Source organism: bacterium (assembly GCA_016699995.1).
GTDB lineage: Bacteria > Patescibacteriota > Doudnabacteria > UBA920 > UBA920 > UBA920.
In genome coordinates this window covers 653547-673434 of record CP064996.1, presented here as the reverse complement: position 1 = coordinate 673434, position 19888 = coordinate 653547, and the positions used below count along the sequence as shown (strand labels likewise).

General features: G+C 45.6%; 14 protein-coding genes. 12 read left to right on the top strand and 2 right to left on the bottom strand.

Features of this window, described 5'->3' with window-relative positions:
* Positions 1-21 precede the first annotated feature (21 nt).
* Positions 22-1113 carry a CHAP domain-containing protein gene (locus tag IPM19_03570; GenBank protein QQS22684.1) on the bottom strand — a complete coding sequence of 364 codons (1092 nt, stop codon included), beginning with the start codon at positions 1111-1113 and terminating at the stop codon, positions 22-24.
* A gap of 503 nt (positions 1114-1616) precedes the next feature.
* On the opposite strand from IPM19_03570, the gene IPM19_03565 reads away from it, so the two are divergent.
* Together IPM19_03565 and rsmA are read left to right on the top strand one after the other, a co-directional pair.
* Positions 1617-3794, top strand: a complete 2178-nt coding sequence (locus IPM19_03565) for a UvrD-helicase domain-containing protein (protein ID QQS22683.1) — start codon at positions 1617-1619, stop codon at positions 3792-3794.
* Between the two features lie 4 nt (positions 3795-3798).
* Positions 3799-4635 carry a ribosomal RNA small subunit methyltransferase A gene (rsmA, locus tag IPM19_03560; protein ID QQS22682.1) on the top strand — a complete coding sequence of 279 codons (837 nt, stop codon included), beginning with the start codon at positions 3799-3801 and terminating at the stop codon, positions 4633-4635.
* Positions 4636-4730: 95 nt separating this feature from the next.
* Here rsmA and IPM19_03555 read toward each other — a convergent pair whose 3' ends face one another.
* Positions 4731-5183 (bottom strand): DUF192 domain-containing protein, encoded by a 453-nt coding sequence (locus tag IPM19_03555; GenBank protein ID QQS22681.1) that lies wholly within the window; start codon positions 5181-5183, stop codon positions 4731-4733.
* 198 nt (positions 5184-5381) lie between these two features.
* On the opposite strand from IPM19_03555, the gene IPM19_03550 reads away from it, so the two are divergent.
* The 10 genes from IPM19_03550 (at position 5382) to IPM19_03505 (ending at position 19861) form a co-directional block, all read left to right on the top strand.
* Entirely contained in the window at positions 5382-5741 is a 360-nt protein-coding gene (locus tag IPM19_03550) for a hypothetical protein (protein ID QQS22680.1), read from the top strand.
* Between the two features lie 40 nt (positions 5742-5781).
* Positions 5782-6522, top strand: a complete 741-nt coding sequence (locus IPM19_03545; protein QQS22679.1) for a hypothetical protein — start codon at positions 5782-5784, stop codon at positions 6520-6522.
* The gene (locus IPM19_03540) at positions 6522-8168 is read left to right on the top strand and encodes a hypothetical protein (GenBank protein ID QQS22678.1); all 1647 of its coding nucleotides are present in this window, start codon (positions 6522-6524) and stop codon (positions 8166-8168) included. The genes IPM19_03545 and IPM19_03540 overlap by 1 nt, the downstream gene beginning before the upstream one ends.
* Before the next feature lie 116 nt (positions 8169-8284).
* A complete protein-coding gene (locus IPM19_03535) occupies positions 8285-12889 on the top strand; it encodes a hypothetical protein (protein QQS22677.1) in 4605 nt (1534 codons plus the stop codon).
* A gap of 12 nt (positions 12890-12901) precedes the next feature.
* Positions 12902-13885 carry a hypothetical protein gene (locus tag IPM19_03530; GenBank protein ID QQS22676.1) on the top strand — a complete coding sequence of 328 codons (984 nt, stop codon included), beginning with the start codon at positions 12902-12904 and terminating at the stop codon, positions 13883-13885.
* Positions 13864-14907 (top strand): hypothetical protein, encoded by a 1044-nt coding sequence (locus IPM19_03525; GenBank protein QQS22675.1) that lies wholly within the window; start codon positions 13864-13866, stop codon positions 14905-14907. The genes IPM19_03530 and IPM19_03525 overlap by 22 nt, the downstream gene beginning before the upstream one ends.
* A gap of 14 nt (positions 14908-14921) precedes the next feature.
* Entirely contained in the window at positions 14922-15380 is a 459-nt protein-coding gene (locus IPM19_03520) for a PrgI family protein (GenBank protein QQS22674.1), read from the top strand.
* A complete protein-coding gene (locus tag IPM19_03515) occupies positions 15380-16066 on the top strand; it encodes a hypothetical protein (GenBank protein ID QQS22673.1) in 687 nt (228 codons plus the stop codon). The genes IPM19_03520 and IPM19_03515 overlap by 1 nt, the downstream gene beginning before the upstream one ends.
* A complete protein-coding gene (locus IPM19_03510) occupies positions 16066-17907 on the top strand; it encodes an ATP-binding protein (protein QQS22672.1) in 1842 nt (613 codons plus the stop codon). Before IPM19_03515 ends, IPM19_03510 begins: the two co-directional genes overlap by 1 nt.
* Positions 17908-17911: 4 nt before the next feature.
* Complete coding sequence (locus IPM19_03505) at positions 17912-19861, top strand: hypothetical protein (protein QQS22671.1); 1950 nt, start codon at positions 17912-17914, stop codon at positions 19859-19861.
* Positions 19862-19888 lie beyond the last annotated feature (27 nt).

Below are 19888 nucleotides of genomic sequence, written 5' to 3'. Positions count from 1 at the left end.
GGCGGTTTTAGTATTTATCTTTTAATTAGACTTCTGATTTGGATGGATGACGCCTTTGATGATCGGGTCACTAATGTCCAAAGTGCGAACAGTCTTTTTGTACAAGCCGGCATAGTTCCACTCAGAGATGGTAACCTTGTCGCCGCTTACGCTATCAATTTTGGCTACGTGGCCATAGCGTCGGTTTTCGCTGGTAACCAGTACTGCGCCTGCTACCGGATTGCGGTCAACCTTAACGCCTTGAGCCTTAGCGTTGGTGATCCATTGGTTGGCGTTGCCGCCCCAGGTAATGCCGGCCACATTGCGGGCTACGTAGTCTGTGCAGTATCCTGGTGCAAAGCGGTGATTACCTTTTATAGTTACAGAGCGAGGTACAGAAGGGGTAAACTTTTTGTTATTAGTAGTAGACGGAGCCGGAGTAGCTACCTTTGGCTTTGGCAGGCTGCCGCCAGGGATAACCAAATAGCCGCCTAGTTCCACCATGTCTTCATCGTCTTCCAAGCCGTTTCGCGCAACGATCTGCTTAATATCGGCAGAATAGTAGTGGGCTGCGTCAGATAGGGTAAGATTTGGGTTGGTAACTTGAATCACAACACCGTCTACAGGAGGGATGATTAAGTCCCAATCGGCCAGCAAAGCATTGCTAGGCAAGCTGTTGGTTTCGCGGATAGTCTTAGGCGTTAGGCCGAATTGAGCAGCAACGGTGTAAACTGTATCAAAAGGCTTGGTTTTATAAATTTGGACCTGGCGCGCTGCTAAGCTTTTAATACTGTCCGGGTTTGGCTTGGTAATGCCGCTATCTTCAATTTGAAATTCTTCGGCCAAAATTTCTGCGCCTTCGGTCGTACCTAACAGGCTGTTGTTGCTGGCGCTAGCTTGGGAGAATACGCCTTCACTGGCTACTTTAGTGCTGATAGTATTTTGCTTGTCGGCTAATTGTTCGTTGAGGTTTGGATGGTAGCGCAATAACTGAGCTAATAAGCTGTTGTCATTGTGATCATATTCAGACTGTAATGGATTGAAGACGATTAGGTTGATAATCGCTACAACAAAAACAACTGCTCCGACTAGAATTTCACTGGAGAAGTTGATGGAATAATCCCATCCGTTCATCTTTTGTCCGATTTGAACAGAAGGGAAGTGATTAGTGTATAGCTTGGATAAACGAGGGTACTGGGCTTTGAGTGAGTGCCAGATCTTGTTAAAGACATACTGACCAATGAGCCAGTATCTCTTAACTTGTTTCAGGATATATTGAGTTAAATGTGAAGCGGGTATAGCTTGCCTAACAATACATATTTTCGATCAGCACTGATTCCTTCCATAACGGACATTATCACCCCCGGTGCCACCGAAATATATGAATAATTTTTAGTCTAAATTGGCTTATTTAAAGCAAAAATTGCTAACAAAACTTAACAAGTTGAGCAATTACTATCCAAGTTTAACAGGGTCATATCGGTATTTCAAGCAAGCCTGGGGATTACTCAGAATTTACCCCGAACTTAAGCTCTTTTTTATACAATTAGCGCATAAATATGAGGGAATTTGGCTTAAGGCAGGTCAAATTTAGGTGGACATAAGTTCAACCTAAAAATGGTATAATTTTTAGGCGCATGAATCTTTCTATATTAAACGACAAACAGCTAGCCGCCGTGACCGCCCCCCTTGGGCCGGTTTTGGTTTTGGCAGGTGCCGGCAGCGGCAAAACCAGGGTCCTCACTTACCGTATCGCTTACATTATAGAACAGGACCTTTTTAAGCCAGACCAGATCTTAGCTGTGACTTTTACTAACAAAGCTGCTAAGGAGATGCAGAGCCGGGTCAATGTTTTGCTCAAGGAGTCGAGCGCAAAACTTACTTCGCAGCCGGCAATTGGGACATTTCATTCCATCGGTGTACGAATTTTGCGCAAGTATATTGCCAAGCTGGGATATAATTCTGGCTTTGCGATTCTGGATGGTGATGATCAAGTAAAAATCATCAAAGACATCTTAAAGGATCTAAATATCCCGAAACAGTATGCTCCGACTTTATTTAGGGCGTACATTTCTGGAGCCAAGAACCTTTTGCAAACTCCAGCCAATATGGCAGTGGGCCTGGAAGGCCATATGCACGAACTTGTGTCACAGGTCTACGCTCGCTATCAGGACTTTTTATACAAGCAAAATTCTGTGGATTTTGACGACCTGCTAATGCTGCCGATTATTTTATTCGAGACTTTCCCAGAAATTTTGCGCAAGTTTCAAACTCTCTGGCCATATGTTTTAGTGGACGAATATCAGGATACTAACCAGGCTCAATACATGTTTTTGCACTTGCTAGCCAACAAAGGGAATCTGTTTGTGGTAGGAGACGATGCTCAAAGCATTTATGGTTTCCGCGGCAGCAACATTGCTAATATCTTAAACTTTGAAAAAGATTTCCCTGCAGCGCAGGTGATTAAGCTGGAACAGAATTACCGCTCCACTAAAAATATTCTGGCAGCAGCACAAAAAGTTATAGAACTAAATTCCGAGCAAAAGCCGAAAACTTTATGGACCGACAATGATGAAGGAGACAAAGTAATCATCGAGGAGGTTTTTGACGGTCGGGCAGAGGCAATTTATGTGGCAAAGAATATTGTTAAACTAGCTAGCAGGGCCGATGAGGCCGAATCGGGGGGAGGCGAGCTGGAATATGAAGAGGAGCCAGAAGCAGGGTACGCCGACGAACCGATAACACAAACCTATTCAATCTTGGATAAATTTTTAGCTAAGCAAAGACAGAATTATAAGACCGGCGGGTTTGGAAATAGTAGCCGCGGTTTTGGCCTCGTGCCGCAGCTGTCAAAGGAGCACGATGGCTTAGACGAGATTGCCGTGCTGTACCGAACGCACGCCCAGTCTCGTGAAATAGAAGAAGTCTTTATTGAGGCTGGGATTCCCTATCAAATAGTGGGTGGCGTTAAATACTACGAACGTAAAGAAATCAAAGATGTCCTGGCTTATTTGCGGCTGCTGGTAAACCCTTTTGAATTCACTTCTTTGCGCCGCGTAGTTAACTTGCCCCCTCGCGGCATTGGCGACAAGGCTATGGACGCGATTCGCGAGTTCGTCTTAACCCAGACAGGGGTAACTACAATTAACGAAGCCATGACACGGATGCTTGGTATAAATCTGCCGCAGCGCCAGCGCGAGAGCCTTCAAACTTTCTACGGAGTGCTGCATAAGGCGCAGATCGTGCCAGTGGAGACCACGCTAAGCGAGTTGTTAAAAGTAGTGGTTAAACTAACCGGGATAGAGGATTATTATAGAGACGGGACCGATCAGGGCGAGACCCGCATAGAGAATATCAAGGAATTGTTCAACGTAACTTCCAAGTTTGATCATCTGCCATGGCAGGAAGGCTTGCAGGAATTCTTGGAGGAAGTCGCGTTAATTACAGATTTGGACAAAACCAGCGATACCAGAAATCTGGTGACATTAATGACCCTGCACGCCGCCAAAGGGCTGGAATTTGACACGGTCTTTTTTGTGGGTTTGGAGGAAGGGGTGCTGCCTCATTCCAACAGCCTGCTGGACCCGTCCGAATTAGCCGAAGAAATACGCTTGGCCTACGTGGGTCTGACGCGCGCCCGCAAGCGACTGTTTTTAGTGTATGCTCAAAGCAGGCAGATGTACGGCAGTTTTCAGAATAATTCGCCGTCCCGTATTTTACGGGCCCTGCCTCAGAACGTTATCAAAGCCAAAGGCAATCTTGCTGCTTTAAACGGCGATGAAGATGATTATTCTTACGAGCCCTTCGATGAATAAATATATGACACCAGAAACACTCAAGCAATTACTAATGGATTATGGACTTAGCCCTAACAAAACTTACGGGCAGCATTTTTTGATGGATGAAATCGTTTTGCAGGATATGCTGGATAGCGCAGATGTAAGCAATGCTGATGTGATCGTAGAAGTCGGACCCGGCATTGGCAACCTTACCAAATTTCTTATCGACCGCGCCGGCCAAGTGTTAGCCATAGAAAAGGATCCGCAGTTCGTCAACGTGCTAAACTCGCTTCGCAATAAGAATAAAAATTTTAGTTATGTCTTGGGCGACGTGCTTGAGGAGAATATAGACGAAGCTTTGGCGCAGGCTGGGGTTGGCAAGCAGAGTTCTTATAAAGTCGTCGCTAATATTCCATACTATGTGACCGGAAAGATAGTACAGTATTTCTTAAAGCAGCAGCGCAAGCCGGTCAGCATGACTCTGTTGATGCAAAAAGAAGTCGCCCAGAACATTACTGCTAAAGAAGGCAATCTTAACTTGCTGGCTATCTCTGTCCAACTCTATGCAACAGCTGAACTAGCAGAGATCGTGCGCGCGGAAAAATTTTACCCGGCTCCAAAAGTTGATAGTGCCGTTATAACCATCAAGCTGCATGAGCAGCCAAAGTATGATGTTGCAGACGAGCAAAAACTGTTTAAACTTCTGCGCGCTTGCTTTACAGGGAAGCGGAAACAAATTCATAATACTTTAGTTTCCAATCTGGGTCTGGGTAAAGAACAAGTGGCAGCAGTTTTAAAGAAAGTAAATTTGGATCCAAAACTCCGGCCGCAGCAATTGAGCATCGAACAGTGGATCAAACTTTCCGAACAAATTTGAGATCTGCTCAACTTAAAATTTTATTGCATAATTTAAAAGCTCCCCGCCATGCGAGGAGTTTTTTTAAAGCTCAAAGGTTTTACGAGCTGAACGCGCTACAATTCTATTTTGTCGCCGACACTAATTCCATTTTGATCGCTCCATCCCGCATTTACTTCTAGAACATGAGTGATGCTGCCGGGAGGGGAGTAGGTCTTTAGTTCGTAGTCCGGAGTGTTGATTTCTGGTGCCGGTACAGATTTTTCTATCCCGATTATTTTATTATCCTTTATCCAAATAATGTCGATAGAGAAATTCATATCCTTCATCCAAAAACTTGGACGTCGGTTTGCTGTGTTTGTAAAATCAAACAGCATGCCTTGGTTGTGTGTAAGCCGTTTCGTTCCAGACAATCCTTTTTGCCTTAAACTGTCTGTGTCGGCGATTTGCACAAGTAGTTTATTGTTTCCAATTTGAACAGGTGTGCTGTAAAGTTTGTCCATTTCTTTTTCGTACTCGCTTGATTCTGCAGTTAAATTTTCAGAATTGTAATCATTTTTTTCTCTCAATTGCGGGGTAGAATTTTGGGGGTTTTGCCGTATGCAACCGGCGCTTAAAAGCAGGGAAGAGAGTGTCAAGAGAATAAAAATATTTTTTGATTTCGTCACTTGCAAAATTTGTTAATTTCTGCTATAATAATATTATAGATTGAAAGTTTTGCCACGGCAAAATGCTCAAACGAAACAAAAATAAAAATAAAATTGAATATGCAACACGAATTTATTGAGAAAATATTATCCGTTCTTTTATTAACTGGGATTTTTTTTGTTTTGCCTGGACAAGTACCAAGCACCCAAGCGGCTATACTTCCTTCCGGTATTCCGGTAGGAGGAGTGGTAGCAGCATTTGTTCCGCCGACTCCGCTATGCCCAGTTGCCCATACGATTGTCGCTTCATTTAATGGTGCTCCGATAGCTTTAACGATGGCTCATGGTTCGCAGTTGTACCCATTTTATAATTTGGTAAAGCCGGGAACATTTATACTCGGTACGTATCTGCCTGCCCCGGTACCGTGTGCGGTTCCGTATTTAATTTATCCAATCGCGCAGGTAGGAACATCTGCGTAGCGCGTAGTCGTTATTACCAACTCAATTTACAGAAACAAGAATGCAAAACAAAAACACAAATTTAGAAAGCTTAGGCTTCACTCGCAACCACGCTTACTTGCTAGGCGCGGCGGTTTTAGTTTTTGCTGTTTTAATTGTTCCTAGAATGGATATAAAATTATCGGCAGTGTTTACTCAGGCAGAGGAGACTCAAGAACCTATGCTGACGTACGAAGACGTTCGCAGCGAAGTCTACGCATTAAATGGATTGGATGCAGAAACAGAAGAGTACATCAATCATTTGGAAAACCAATTTGCACTATTGGACCGCGGCCAGGCTAATGGACAAGTATTAGGAGAAGCAATCGGCTTGGATGAAATTCCAAGCGTCGAACAATTGTACAGCAATGAGCAGTTGAGTTTGATTCCGATCAAAGAGATGATTCCGACAAACCAACAGACAGTAGAAGCTTACGCAAACAAAATGCTGCAGATCGAAAGTTACTACAATACCCCAGAACTATTTGCAAATTTAAACAGCTCCGATAAAAATCTTTTACAAAAAACTCAGGACCAGGTGAAGGGCATCATCGAATCGTTAAACGGCATTCCTGTTCCTACCGAATTGGTAGATTATCACCGATACAATACCTTGTATTATCAAACAATCGGCAAGCTCGGTTTGGCTTTCATGACAGGCGATGAAAACATTGCTCAGTACAGCAGCGCCATGTTCAGCCTAACCGACCGCCTGGCGTCTTTGAGAACTCAGATTGAAAATAAACACAAAATTAAATTCTAATGAAGCGCGCCCTAATTTCTTTTTTAATCTTTAGCATCACACTAGCTTCCCTAGGCGGAGCGATTTTTTCGTTTAGCGCGCAGGCTCAGGCGCAGCTGGCTGTTCCTACTTCGGAATTGCCGTTGTCTCCTTTGACGACAGGAGTGATCACGACAAATAATTTAATTGGCTTGCCAGGCAATGCTTCGGCCGCGATTAATTCCATCCGTGGAACATTGAGCTCCACTTGTACGACCGTCATCGCAGCTGCAGATAACTCCGATGCAGTAGAAAGCTTTACAGATGTTGCTTCCAGCTCCTTTCTGAGCGTAATCGGTGGAGGCATCGGTGAGTCTACTCAATTGACTGCGAAAATAGTTAAGGCCACCGCAGCCAAGGAATGTATTGATATTTATGTAACCGCTTTGCGGGCTGCTCCCACAGTAACCGTGACTATGGGCCAGGAATTGCAAAGAGAGCAGGATAAATTTAGCAAGACCAGTGAGGCATTGCGCGTGGTAATCGAAGATCTAAAGGCTCGCCAAAGCGCTAGCATTAAAGACGTGCTTAAAGCCTTCATGGTTAAGCTGGTGCTCAACCTCAACAAAAACTTAACCACAAAGCTGGTTAACGGCATGGTTCAGAAGTATAAGATTGATGATTACTTGGCTTATGCCGATGCTGTGGGAGTGCAAATTTACTCGATGAAGTATATTAACGAGAATTATAAGGGCGACGCCCGTACCCAGATGATGCTTCGCTCTCTAATTCAGAGTGAAAAATTGCCTAACAAGGCTAAGGTAGCCCAGGCATTTGCTACAACCAAAGCCCAAGACTATCTGGGAGCGATGTGCGGCAGCACTCCGCAACTTAATGTTAACGATGCAAACTCTCTGCGTTGCTTGGCGGCATATGGAGCCGAAAATGCCAGCCCGGCTTTTCAGCTTCAAGTCAGCCAAGATAATGCTCAAAAGGTAAAAGCTGCTGGTATGGAAACTGCCACTAAGGAAGTTCAGCAGAGCAATGGCTTTGCTCCGCCGCGTGATTGTAAAGATTTAGTGGGCCGCCAGGCTTCTATCGATCAAAAGTGGGAAAAGTTATCTGCAGAAGTAGTGGCTGCGGCAGATATAGTAGTTAAATTGGAGCAGGCATTGGCCGCCAAGAAAACAACTCAGGCAGAATTGGACAAAGCGAAAGCTAAGTTTAACGAACTCGACGCCAAGCTTAAACAGTTGCCTGCAGAAGACCCTGATCCTGTTTCAGACATTTGTCCGGTAATAGACTCTCCTGCAACTTTTGTAAGCGATCAGCTAACTAATTTTGTTAAGCAGCATTTGGATCAGGGCTCTCAGCTGAAGAGCGACAACTTGCCATTCTACGCGAGCTTCTTGTCTGATGTGGCCAGCAACTTCCTTACCAACTTAATCACTGGCGGTAAGAGCAGCGGTAAAATCTTTAAGGAAGCCGGCATGACAGCGCTTAATGGGACGATCGGGGATTTGGTTTCCCAGTTGCCTCAGGGCGGCGTACCAGGATTTACTCCTCCTATCGTTCCGCCGGGCACACCAAGCTCCGGGGGTTCTGGCGGCGGCAACGTCCAGGGGGTGCAAACTTCTGAGTTCTCCCCGAGACGTTCTAACTTCGCTCCCCGCGGCGAAATGCCATAAAAGTCATAATTAAAAACCACCCAGGAAGGGTGGTTTTTTGGTGCGAAAAATTTCTTGGGTTTTTAGGGTTATCTGTGGTATAATTATTTTAAGTTTAAGAGGTTATTTTAGCCCTTGTGATACAGAAATCAATACCAAAATTCATTCAATTTTTGACTCAAAAACTGCGGAATAAAGCCGGCAGCAGGAATAGTAAAAGAGGCATTGGAATCTTCCAGAAAACTGTCCTGGGGATTCTGATCGCTTCTTTGTTTTTGCCTTTTCTCAGTCTTATTTCACCTAATTCAGACGGTAGAGCTGTTTTTGAATCACTAACATCTATACCGGAAGCTCAAGCGGCAGTAGACTGTACCAATGTTTCTATTGGCCGTATTTTTGACACAGCAGGCGTCATCAGCAGCGGCTACCAGATGTTGCTGAGCAAAGACACTGTAGGTACTAAGGAACCATTCGATATTTATATGAAGGTTCCGATTACTAAGGAATTGGCAGATAAATGTAAGGAGCAAAATAAGGAAAATAGTTATACTTTTGAGGTTTATGCGTATGTTGCAGCGTTAGGTTTGACTTCTTATATACCCACAGTTCGCCCTACAAATTACGAACTGTTCTGTACGGCCAAGATGTATTATGACGAAGCGAATAATTCGTACGGGTTTCATTGCCGCAAGAATGGTGTTACTGTCGAAAAATTGGAACAGAGCGTTAGAAGCATACGCGGGTCGTACCGGTCTGAATATTACTTGTACGCTTATATGTATGGCGGTTCAAACAGGTCCGGAACTTGGTTGGCAAATCAGACTATTCAGCATAATAAGGATAAAACGGATAATAGCCCCCCAGCTCGAGACTTGCCAAATGTGGAAGGCAGCGGGGATGGTGACACCGATAATACCCAAACTGTTGATTATCAAAAGATATCTATTGCCATAAAGGCCAATAAAGACGGGTATGGCCTAAGAAAAAAATATCGCGTTCTAAAAACAGACGGGGATATGAGATTTGCCGGTACTGGCGGTCTGGATAAAGTCCATGTGGAATGGGGTGGTACTCCGCTAGGTAAACTCCAGTATTTTACCCTGCCTCAAAAAGACGATAGCTGGACGGGGGTAGATTTTACTCCTAAGTACATCGGCAGTGTTATATATTTTGGGTATGCTTCGTCTGTTAAGGGGAAGAGCAAGATCGCTTGTCTACCGACTTTTACTGGTACTGATTGTAGTGGATTAATTTTTAGCTCAAAGCACAGCACTGGTGATTTGGGGGATCCTTCTCAGGCGGAGTACATCCCTCCGACGGGAGGGTACGATTACAGCCCGTTATTGAAATCTAAGGCATGGCTAAGCAAGGTAGATACAACAAAAACCCCCGAGGCTGGTAAGCCTTATGGCTCTGCGGAATTCGTTGCTTTGCCTGCCATAGGCGGCACAAAGGGCAGTATCCCTATCTCGATTTTTAACTTGTTGGTTAGCAATGGTGTTATTTTAATTGCTGGATCTGGTGGATTAGAAAAATTTACTGTAGAAGTTTACGAAAAAATAGACGATATTAAGGCTGCTTGTAAGGCGGAAAAAACTACTGACGAAGAAAAAGCAAAATGCGATGATGACAATTATGCAAAATTTGGCTTTGCGGACACAGTGACCCAAACCACCAGTTCCAACGAAGATCCTGAAAAATCTAACGGAAGCGATCTATTCAACTTTATCCGCAGGGTCATTTCTTACATTGTTCTGTTAATTACTGGTGTAATTTATTGGATCTTCGCGTTCATTCTTGTGCCGGTCTTGAACGCATTGCTAAATATTTACGCTCATAAAGATGAGTTCGTAAACTTCATTTACCCGGGCTGGGTCATTATGCGCAACCTAGCAAACATCGGGTTCATAGTCGCGTTGTTATGGATGGGTCTGCGTGTTCTGTTTCAAGTCGATGATTCTGGCAAAACCCGGGGCTTTATTTTGTGGCTCGTGCTGATGGCATTGCTGGTCAATTTTAGCTTGGTCATTGCGCAAGGAGTAGTTGGTATCGCCGACACTGTGCAGGCTCAGTTCCTGCCAGCAGAAAGCAAGGTCATAGAAGCGCTCGGTCAAAAATTGATGGTTGATCCTATCAAGTTTTTTAGGGGTCAAAGCAGCGGTGCAGGAGTTACGGATAGCAGCAACTTCTCGGTTGATGCCAGTGCTAGTGATCTTACCAAGCCTATTATACTACTTGTGTTGGCAATAGCTGCATTTTTTGCCTTCGTCGCACTGATCGCCTTCATTATCATCAGGCTGGTTGTGCTGTGGATTTTGTATATGGTGTCGCCAATAGCCTACGTTGCCAGAATTTTACCGGATACAAAAAAGTACTGGGATCAATGGTGGGATATGTTTATCAAGCATGCCTTTACGGTTCCCATATTGGCATTCTTCCTAAATATTGCCGCTCTAATGGCTACAACTTTTGCTTCCAAGAATGGCGATACAGTGGTAGCGGGACGCGATCGCACCTTCTTGCTAGGAGGGATTTCCGGAGAGCTGGCTGAGTATGTAATTACAGTTATTTCGCATTTCGTCGTGCTGTTTTTCCTGTTCCTTGGTATGAAGTTTGCCCAAAGCAGCGGTACGGTTGGGGCCCAGCAGATTGTTAAGTTTGCCAAGAAGGGCTTTGACTTCGTTACCAAAACCGCTCCATTGGCCGTGGCCGGCGGCGCCGGCAAAGCAGCCGTTTGGGGCGGCAAATGGGCTAAGGATACCGGCGCAGACAGTTTGGCTAACTCTAAGCTGTTTGGCATAGACAAGAAGCCTGGCTTGCAAAAAGCCATTCGCGCAGTAGCAAGGCCGAAAGAGTTCTTAAAGGCGGCTAAGAAAGGTTACTTCGACATTCCAAAGGAACAGATGAACGGCCGGTTTGCAGATGACTTTAAGAAAGTTAGTAATTTCTTGCAGCCGTTTGGTGAAAACAAAATCATGGGTGCCCAGTGGGCATGGCGCAAGCTGCGCGGAAAAGATCCTGGTGCGCCTATGCTCGAAGAAGCAAAACGCAATCAGCGCATTGCTACGGAAATCAAGAATGACGATGAAATTAGGGGCGTAGCAGACCAGCGTGACGCTGATCAGCAGAAATATAATGATCTATCAGCCGGCCGTTTGACTTTGGCTCAGGCTCAGGACGAGCTTGCGAAATTGAATGAAGATTCCGAAAAGGCAGAACAGGCTGTTTTGAAGGATCCTGGCAACCGCGATCTTAAGTATCAGGAAGCTCAAGTTAAGGCTCGCCGCGATGTTCTGGAAGATGCAGTAAACAATGCAGTTGCTACCGGAGCGACCGAAGTGAGCCTGGCAGACTTGCAGGTTAATTTGGACATGAAGGTTGATCATCCGGAAGTCGTAGACCCGGCTACCGGCATAGTCACCGATCCAGGCGGGCTTGTTCAGCAGGGATTAATGGCACCAGGTGATCCTATCGAACCAGTAGTGGACACCACAAAAATAACGGATGAACTGCAGAGGAAAATTGCCGATGCTACTTCTGTAATTGATAATGATCAAGCGAAGCGCCGAGAGCTGGGCTACAACGGCCCTATGAACGATGGCGTAAAGGAGGCTTTGCTAAAAGAAGTTACCCGACTAAATACAGAAGCAGAAAAATACCAGCGCCCATATTCTAAGGCTTTGGAGAAGGAAGAAGCTATGGAGGTTATGAAGCAAAAGAAGGAAATTGCCGATTTGGATTTAGATTATGATCAGCTGGAAGCCGGTTTCTTAGATGCTTTAAAGAAGAATAATTTTGTACAAGCGCGAGCATATGTTAAGCAGATTGCCGAAACAGGAATGGCCGACAAGCTTATGAAGAACATGAAGGATGATAATGGGGATCCCTACCAGTACAATATTGTCGGCTTGGAGAAAATGGTGAAAGATAAGTTTAAGACTTCCGAACGCAACCAGACCAACGTATTTAGAGAGATTTCCAATACCGCAGCTAAAAACGGCGCTATTCCTTTGGGATATGCCGTAAAGAACATGCCTAGTGGCGGCGGCATCATCAAGTCTTACCAGGCGCAAATGGTGGACGTAGAAAAACGGTTTGCAAAGCTGGGAATCAAAGATGTTAAAGAAGGCGATATTAAGCATTTCAATCCTACAACTAATAGAGAAGAAGCCACCCCAGGGTTGGTTAAATGGTTGTCTGCATTGAATACTACAGAGAAGGCCAAACAGGTAAAACGCGATATGTCTAAGGAGAGAGCTGGTCAGATTTTGGATGTGATCACTGAGGATGATTTTAAGGCAATGGGCAAAAATATGGGCAAGGAGATTAGAGCCGCATTAGAGGATGTCGCAGGCAGGAAATTTGTAGCAGGTCCACGCGGCGCTGCTGGAGCCCCTGGCGCAACAGGCGCCACGGGTGCAGCTGGTGCGACTGGCGGAACCGGTGGACGTGGAGGCAGGGGTGGAACAGGTCCAGCGGGCGGAGCTGGCCCAGCAGGCCCAGCTGGCCCAGCTGGAACTCCCGGAGCCCCTGGCGCTCCTGGCGCACCGGGAGGCGGAGGCGGGCCTATAGCAGGAGGCGGTCCGACGATGGCTAGACCGTATGTGCCACCGGCTAATCCTGGCACACCTCCTGGTGGTGGAACCGGCACAGGTGGTCGGACAACAAACCCCGGAACGAACAATACAACTACTGGCGCAAACCCTTTACCGCCGGATTTTAATCCTCCCGACTTAGTATAAAAATAAATTGAAATGAACACTGCTCTGCAATCAAAAATCGATTATGCAATCCAATACCAGGACAATATTCTTGCCCGCGAGCTTTTGATTGCCTCAAATCGGGATAATGAGATGAGGCTGGATAAAAAAGCTTATCTCAAGCTGAGCTATTTAACCATGAGCAGTTTAAGCCCGCAGAGACTAATGAATTTGGTTAAAGAATCCATTTTAACTGCCTACGAGATCCCGGATTTTAACCTGGAAGAAAAATTATCCGATTATATAGAGCTAATCGATTCTGTTCCAGATCAGGTAGAGCTTATAACAGGATTAAAGAGCATTATTGAACAGCATCAGGAGTTGCTGGGGGATAAGCCAATAGTAGTGAAGGAGAAAAATGTACCGCCCACCATTTCCAACTGGATTAAGGATTTAGCGGATGCCGTCACTATTCGTCACGATGTGTTAGAAGAGATTCGCTATATAAACCGTTCTCCAAACCCTCAAACACTTACTATCGCCCGACGCGAAATTCTAAAGAATATTTTCCGAATCTATGACCGCATGGCTCAGTATGCGAAGTTTTGGGAAGAGTTACCGGAAGAGATTCCTGAAGATGAAATGGCAGAATTCGAAGCTTACTTAGAAGAAATGGATAATGCCTTGGCGGAAGGTGCCGAACAGTACGCTGCTCAGCAAACAATTATTCCAGTAGTAGAGCCGCCGGTTGTTCCTAAGCCACAGCCTATACAAAAACGAAAACCTGTACCAATTATTCCTTCTCAGCCCGACGCACCGCCTTTGTATAAAATTGGAACCAAAGATAAGCTTAAGCTCGGCGGCCAGGATAAAAAAGGTTTGGTTTACGACACCCCCACAAATATAGATATTGATGCAGAAGCTAAGGCCCGCCAGCATCGCCAGGTTGAGCTTCTCAAAATTCAGGTTAAATTGGACGACTTAAAAAAAGCGCAAAAAGAAAAATTCATAAATATATGCTTAGCGATCAAAAATTAAAACAAATACATAACCTGGTACGCACCTCCAATGTTTTAACCGACCAGGAAAAAACAGAGTGGATGGCGCTAATAGAGCTTATGAATGATAAGCAGGTAGCCGAATTGGAAGAAATTCTAATGGGACCAAAGCCAGAACCGAAGCCTGCTCCAAATCCTGTACCTCAGCCTGCTCCAGTATTTCAACGGCCGGCACCGCGACCACAGCCTGTTCCCGCGCCGCAACCGGTGCAGACAGCTCCTCCTCCAAGACCGCAACCGGCACGACAACAACCTGCGCCTCAGCCTGTACCAAAACCTTCTAAGCCGTTGCCTCATATCAATGCGTCCTCCCTGTCTCATATAAGCAATTTACCGAGCAAAGTCAATGTTCCTAAGCCAGGTGCTTCTAGACCTACCCCGATTTCGGAACAGCCACAATCGATGCCGCAGACTCCAAGGCCGAGTTCTACCGCCGCTATGCCGCCAATTAATCCTCGCCCTCATTTGATAATGAGGCCGGATCAAGTGCAAGCCGAACCGAATCCCGCACAATATTCGCCTGCCTCATCATCTCAACAATTAGCGCCTCGGCCAGCGCCGCGGCCAGTGCAGACAGCTCCTCCTCCAAGGCCTCAGCCTGCTTCTGTGCCCCAAAGACCCGCACCTGCGAAAGAGTCTGTTCCTATGCCTCCTGTAGAGCCAAAGCCAATTCCCCAAGCTCAACCTGTAAGCCAGGCTGCTTACAACTATACTCCTACGCAGAATATAGAATTAAAGTCTCCAGAGGACGTCGCCGCTATAACCAGCTCGGTTTTGCATGTTCAGAATCGTAAAACCTTTCATGAAGCCATTACAAATCTTGCTTCCACACAGGGATACTTCCAAGTCCTCACCAGTTTCGAAAACAGCCCTCTATATAAGGACTATTTGAATTACGGTAAGAGCATGCTCTCTGGTCGTACCCAAAATTTGGCTTTATCTCAAGAGGAATTTGAATTCGTTAGCGACATTCTGCTTTCGCTTAAGGTCAACCGTGTATAAGTGATATAATTAACATGCAATTCCCAGTCCCACAATTTACCGATGTAGAAGATAAGATTATCGCAGGCTTAACTTTTAAGCAGTTTGCGATCATTTTTGGCGCAGGCGTATTCACCTTTGTTATCTTCACTATCACAAAAAATGTTCCAGCTACTGTGGTAGCGGGTCTCGGATCTGGCGTTCCAGCTCTGGCGTTAACTTTTGGCAAATTAAACGGCCGGCCGCTTTATGCTAGCTTCGGTAATTTTATTAAATTCTTGTTCGGGCCCAAGCAGTATGTTTACCACAAGACAGGCCACGAAGAAGCCGAACAGACACTGCCGATCCCAACAGAAGAAAAAGTCGCTCCAAAGGACCTAAAGGAAACTGCTCTAAAGATTAAGGAGCTCAACTATTTGCTTAATAAGGAGCAGAGCGAAGAAACCAAACTGATCGAAAGAATCAATCAAAACAAACAAAATCAGGCTAAATAATGGCGTTAAACAAACAAAAACAACAAATAGGCAATCCGACACAGCAATTTTTACGTCTCGCAGAAATCCGTGACGATTTAATCGTGATGGATAACGGCACATTGCGTACTGTATTGGCGGTGTCTAGCACCAACTTCGATTTAAAAAGTGAAGAAGAGCAGAACGCGCTTATTTATAGCTATCAAAGATTTTTAAACTCTTTAGAATTTCATGTTCAGATTTTGATCCAATCCCGCAAAATGGATATCGCGGAATATACAGAAAAGCTGCGCGTGATGATGGAAAAGCAAAACAACGAGTTGCTGCGCATGCAGACTCAGGAATATATAGAGTTTATCGACCGCTTGGTAGAAACAGCCAACGTCATGAGCAAGAACTTTTACGTCATCGTGCCTTACGATACGAGCATTAATCCGACTAACATCAGCATTTTTAGCAAGATTTTCGGCACAGGAAAAACTAAAGCGATTACGGACAGGGAATCTAACTTAAAGACTTACAAAAAACAGTTGGATGAACGCACCAATACTGTCGCGGCGGCTTTAGGTAGCAGCGGGCTGCGCGTGGTAAAGCTCACCACCGACCAGCTCATAGAGCTGGTGTACAACTCTTATAACTTTGCGTCCGGTCCGAGCATCGATGCCAGTCAATTAGGCAAAGCCGATATTAAAAACATTCAAAAATAATGAGCTTATTTTCATTTAACAAAACCGAATTAGAAAAGAAGAAGGAAGAGCTCGAACACCTTAAAGGTAAGATTTCGGCCGAGGGCAAACTGGCCGAAGTAGAGAAAGAGTATCGGGAAGGCGTCACTACCCTAAAAGATTTACTAGCTCCCAGCAGCTTAAAGTTTACCAACTCTTGGTTCGAACTTAACGGCAAGTTTGGGCGCAGCTTTTTCGTTTTGGCATATCCGCGATTCTTGTCTTCTAACTGGCTATCTTTTATTATCAACTCCGAGAGCGCTCTAGATGTATCCATGTTCATTTACCCGATCGATTCCGGCATGGTACTTAAAAAACTGCGTAGCAAAGTGGGTGAAATCGGCTCCCAGATTACGATCGAACAGGAAAAAGGCTTGGCCCGCAACCCATTGCTGGAGACCGCTTACCACGACGTAGAAGAGCTTCGCGATCAGCTGCAGCAGGGAGTAGAACACTTCTTCCGCTTTGCCCTTTACTTTACTTTGTACTCCGACTCACTCGAAGAGCTAGACAAGAATTCTAAGGTTTTAGAAAGCGCTTTGGGTGCGAAATTAGTAGTGACCAAACGCGCCATGCTCGCGGTAGAGGCGGGGTATAATTCTACTTTGCCATTGTGCTTGGATGATCTAGATGTAACCAGCAACCTTAATACCAGCCCGCTCTCTAGCACTTTTCCGTTTGTATCTTCGGATCTTACCGGCAACGACGGTATTCTGTACGGAATTAACCGCCACAATAATAGTTTGGTTTTATTCGACCGCTTTGCAATGGAAAATGCTAATTCCGTTGTGTTCGCTAAGTCTGGTGCTGGCAAGTCTTATTCCGTAAAATTAGAAATTTTGCGTTCGCTGATGATCGGCATCGAAGTTATTGTTATCGATCCCGAAAATGAGTATCAGCATTTAGCCGAAGCTGTAGGCGGAACCTTCTTAAACATTTCTCTTAACTCCGATTTTCGTATTAATCCATTTGACTTGCCGATCGGTTTGCAAGACGAGGACAAGGCAGATATTTTACGTAGCGCGGTTATCAGCCTCATCGGCTTAATGGGCTTGGTGTTGGGCAAGCTGGATCCGACCGAAGAAGCCATTATGGATAAGGCGATTTGGCAGACTTATGCTAAAAAAGATATTACCGAGAATTCTGATTTCGCTACCGCCGAAATGCCGGTCATGAGCGATTTGATAGAAATTTTGGGAGGCATGGTTGGCGGCGAAAGCTTGGCGCTTCGCTTGGGCAAGTTCACCGAAGGTACTTTTGCCGGATTATTAAATAACCAAACCAATGTAGTGCTGCAGAATCAGCTGCTGGTGTTTTCTATCCGCGATCTAGAAGAGCAGTTGCGCCCGATTGCTATGTATATAATTCTTGGCCACATTTGGAATGTGGTGCGAAGCGAATTAAAGAAACGTATTTTGGTGTTGGACGAAGCCTGGATCTTGATGCAGCACGAAGACTCCGCTCGGTTCGTATTCGGTATTGCCAAGCGAGCCCGTAAGTATTATCTAGGACTCACCACCATTACTCAGGATGTAGCCGATTTCATGGCCAGTACTTACGGCAAGCCGATTGTTACGAACTCATCTATTCAGTTGCTGCTTAAGCAAAGTCCTGCTGCTATCGATATTGTCACTGAAACATTTTTCCTCACGGAGGGTGAGAAGTATTTATTACTGGAAAGCGATGTGGGCGAGGGTATTTTCTTCGCCGGTCTTAAGCATGCAGCCATCAAGGTTTATGCTTCTTATGTCGAAGACCAGATTATCACCACCGATCCGAAGCAGCTGTTAGAGATAGAGCAAAGCAAAGAAGATTTGAGGTAATCCTATGGCGTCGGATGCAAAAGACCGAGCTAAAGTGGATTCATTAACAGAGTCTCATTCCTTTGGCCCTAAAGTGGGTCAGGGTTTTGTCATAGAAAAAGGCACCAACCGCAAAGTTCCCGTAACCGTTAGAGCTGGTAAGTATGGGGACATGTTAGAGGTTGGTGTTTTTGATCCCAAAGACCGAATGGTGGGAAAAGAGCTCTTAAAATATTATAGTCAGACTGAGCTTCAGGATTTACAAACAACTGGCAAATTCCACCAAAATCACGAGCGCCTCACTTATGGTTCGGATCCGTCTGGAAAATATAAACCTAAGGTGTACGTAGAGTCAATGAAGTCTTATGGCGATGAGTATAAGGGCGTCGGGAAGCTAATGCACCAAATAGCAGCTGAGTATTCTTTAAAGAAAGGCGCAGGTGGAAGAGTGCAGCTCACAGTGGCTCATTTGCCGAGCGGTATGCAAAATTATGAGGGCATGGCTACTTCTGGCGGGTTCCACGAAAGTTTTGGTTACAGTGCGCAGGATGTATACAACAAAGATGGCAGTTTGCATCACAAGGGTCAGGATATTCATAAAAAGTTGGCAGAAGAGGCATGGGACGAAGCACAGCTGAATAAAAAAATAGGCGGAGAGTACTGGCCGCCACAAGGTGGTATTCAAAAATCGCCGGCTCAGTTTAAGGCTAGTAAAGATAAGCCAGAAATGTATTTGCCGGACGATGTAATAGAAAGAGAGCGGCAGCGCATGGAGCAGGAGCCGATTTTAGACGTGGACGATGAAACGATGGAACAGATGATCCAGGAAAATGAAACTCAAGCTAAGTCAGAGAGCCGCAAAGCAAATGAGAAGTACGAAGAAGATCTGCGCCGTCAGCAGCAAGCGCTGCTTAATGAGCAGTCTGCGGAGACTGTTGCAGGGTCGGAGGATGTGGATGATGAAGAAGATCAAAGTGAGGAAGATTCTGCTGATGATGCCGAAGTAGATACAGAACCTCAAGACCAGCAGCAAGACAATAAGAAAGATGACCGACAAGATGATGAACGAAAAGATCAGAAGGATAATGAATCCAAAGACCCGCAAAAGGAGCAAAAGCAGGACGAGCGCTCCGCCGCTCAGAAAAATGATAACCCCGATCAATTAAAAGATCCTGCTCAAAAGAGCAAAGCCTTCGAAAAGTTAGGCAAGGATCCTAAAAAACTGAAAGGTTATGGTGGGGCAGGGGGGCCGGATGCAATGAATTCTAAGATGTCTCAGTTGGGCGGAGCTAGGGGTAATTCTATGCCTAAAGGTGGCATAGGTGCGCCTGGAGGCGGCGCGGGAGCTGGCGCAGGTGCAGGCGCGGGCGGTAAGATGGGCGGAGTCGCAGGTGGTATGGGCGCAAAGGCAGGCGGCGCGGGAGCTGGCGCAGGTGCAGGCGGTAAGATGGGTGCAGGCGCGGGCGGTAAGATGGGCGGAGCAAAAGGAGCTAAGGGTGGAATAGACCCAAAGGAGATACAGGATATCGCAAGCAAAGCTCTGAGCGGAGATAAAAAAGGAGCTGCTAAGCAGGCGGCCAAGGCTGGTCTGGCCGCTATTCTGGATAAGGCCTATATGGCCTGCCTCGATGGACTGGTTCCAACTTTCGGCCTTACTTTTATCCTAATGGAAATAATCGTCTTGGTGGCCTTCATTTTAAGAGTGAAATTAGTTTGGTGGCAGCGCTGGTTGGTTCATACTGTTAACATTATTATCGTTGTAATTGTACTGATGATTTTTGTGCTAGCTTTTGTGCTATTTGTGGCCGCCTGTCATGCAAGCGGTGCAGACGGCAGCGGCTGGATTGCCACAATTGCTGGTGGTCCCATCACGTGGGCAGTGGATTGGTTTCGTGGTGATACTTTGGGTAGCAGTTTTGTCGAGGCTTGCAAGAATGTGGGCAGCGCAATTCCCAGCACTGGATTAACTCAATAGGGGTGTTCTCTGGTTTGTTCTTTTGCA

Excerpts from the sequence above, each read along its gene's own strand:
- IPM19_03570 (QQS22684.1), bottom strand. The coding sequence starts at position 1,113 with ATGAACGGATGGGATTATTCCATCAACTTCTCCAGTGAAATTCTAGTC.
- IPM19_03565 (QQS22683.1), top strand. The coding sequence starts at position 1,617 with ATGAATCTTTCTATATTAAACGACAAACAGCTAGCCGCCGTGACCGCC.
- rsmA (QQS22682.1), top strand. The coding sequence starts at position 3,799 with ATGACACCAGAAACACTCAAGCAATTACTAATGGATTATGGACTTAGC.
- IPM19_03550 (QQS22680.1), top strand. The coding sequence starts at position 5,382 with ATGCAACACGAATTTATTGAGAAAATATTATCCGTTCTTTTATTAACT.
- IPM19_03545 (QQS22679.1), top strand. The coding sequence starts at position 5,782 with ATGCAAAACAAAAACACAAATTTAGAAAGCTTAGGCTTCACTCGCAAC.
- IPM19_03540 (QQS22678.1), top strand. The coding sequence starts at position 6,522 with ATGAAGCGCGCCCTAATTTCTTTTTTAATCTTTAGCATCACACTAGCT.
- IPM19_03530 (QQS22676.1), top strand. The coding sequence starts at position 12,902 with ATGAACACTGCTCTGCAATCAAAAATCGATTATGCAATCCAATACCAG.
- IPM19_03525 (QQS22675.1), top strand. The coding sequence starts at position 13,864 with ATGCTTAGCGATCAAAAATTAAAACAAATACATAACCTGGTACGCACC.
- IPM19_03520 (QQS22674.1), top strand. The coding sequence starts at position 14,922 with ATGCAATTCCCAGTCCCACAATTTACCGATGTAGAAGATAAGATTATC.
- IPM19_03515 (QQS22673.1), top strand. The coding sequence starts at position 15,380 with ATGGCGTTAAACAAACAAAAACAACAAATAGGCAATCCGACACAGCAA.
- IPM19_03510 (QQS22672.1), top strand. The coding sequence starts at position 16,066 with ATGAGCTTATTTTCATTTAACAAAACCGAATTAGAAAAGAAGAAGGAA.
- IPM19_03505 (QQS22671.1), top strand. The coding sequence starts at position 17,912 with ATGGCGTCGGATGCAAAAGACCGAGCTAAAGTGGATTCATTAACAGAG.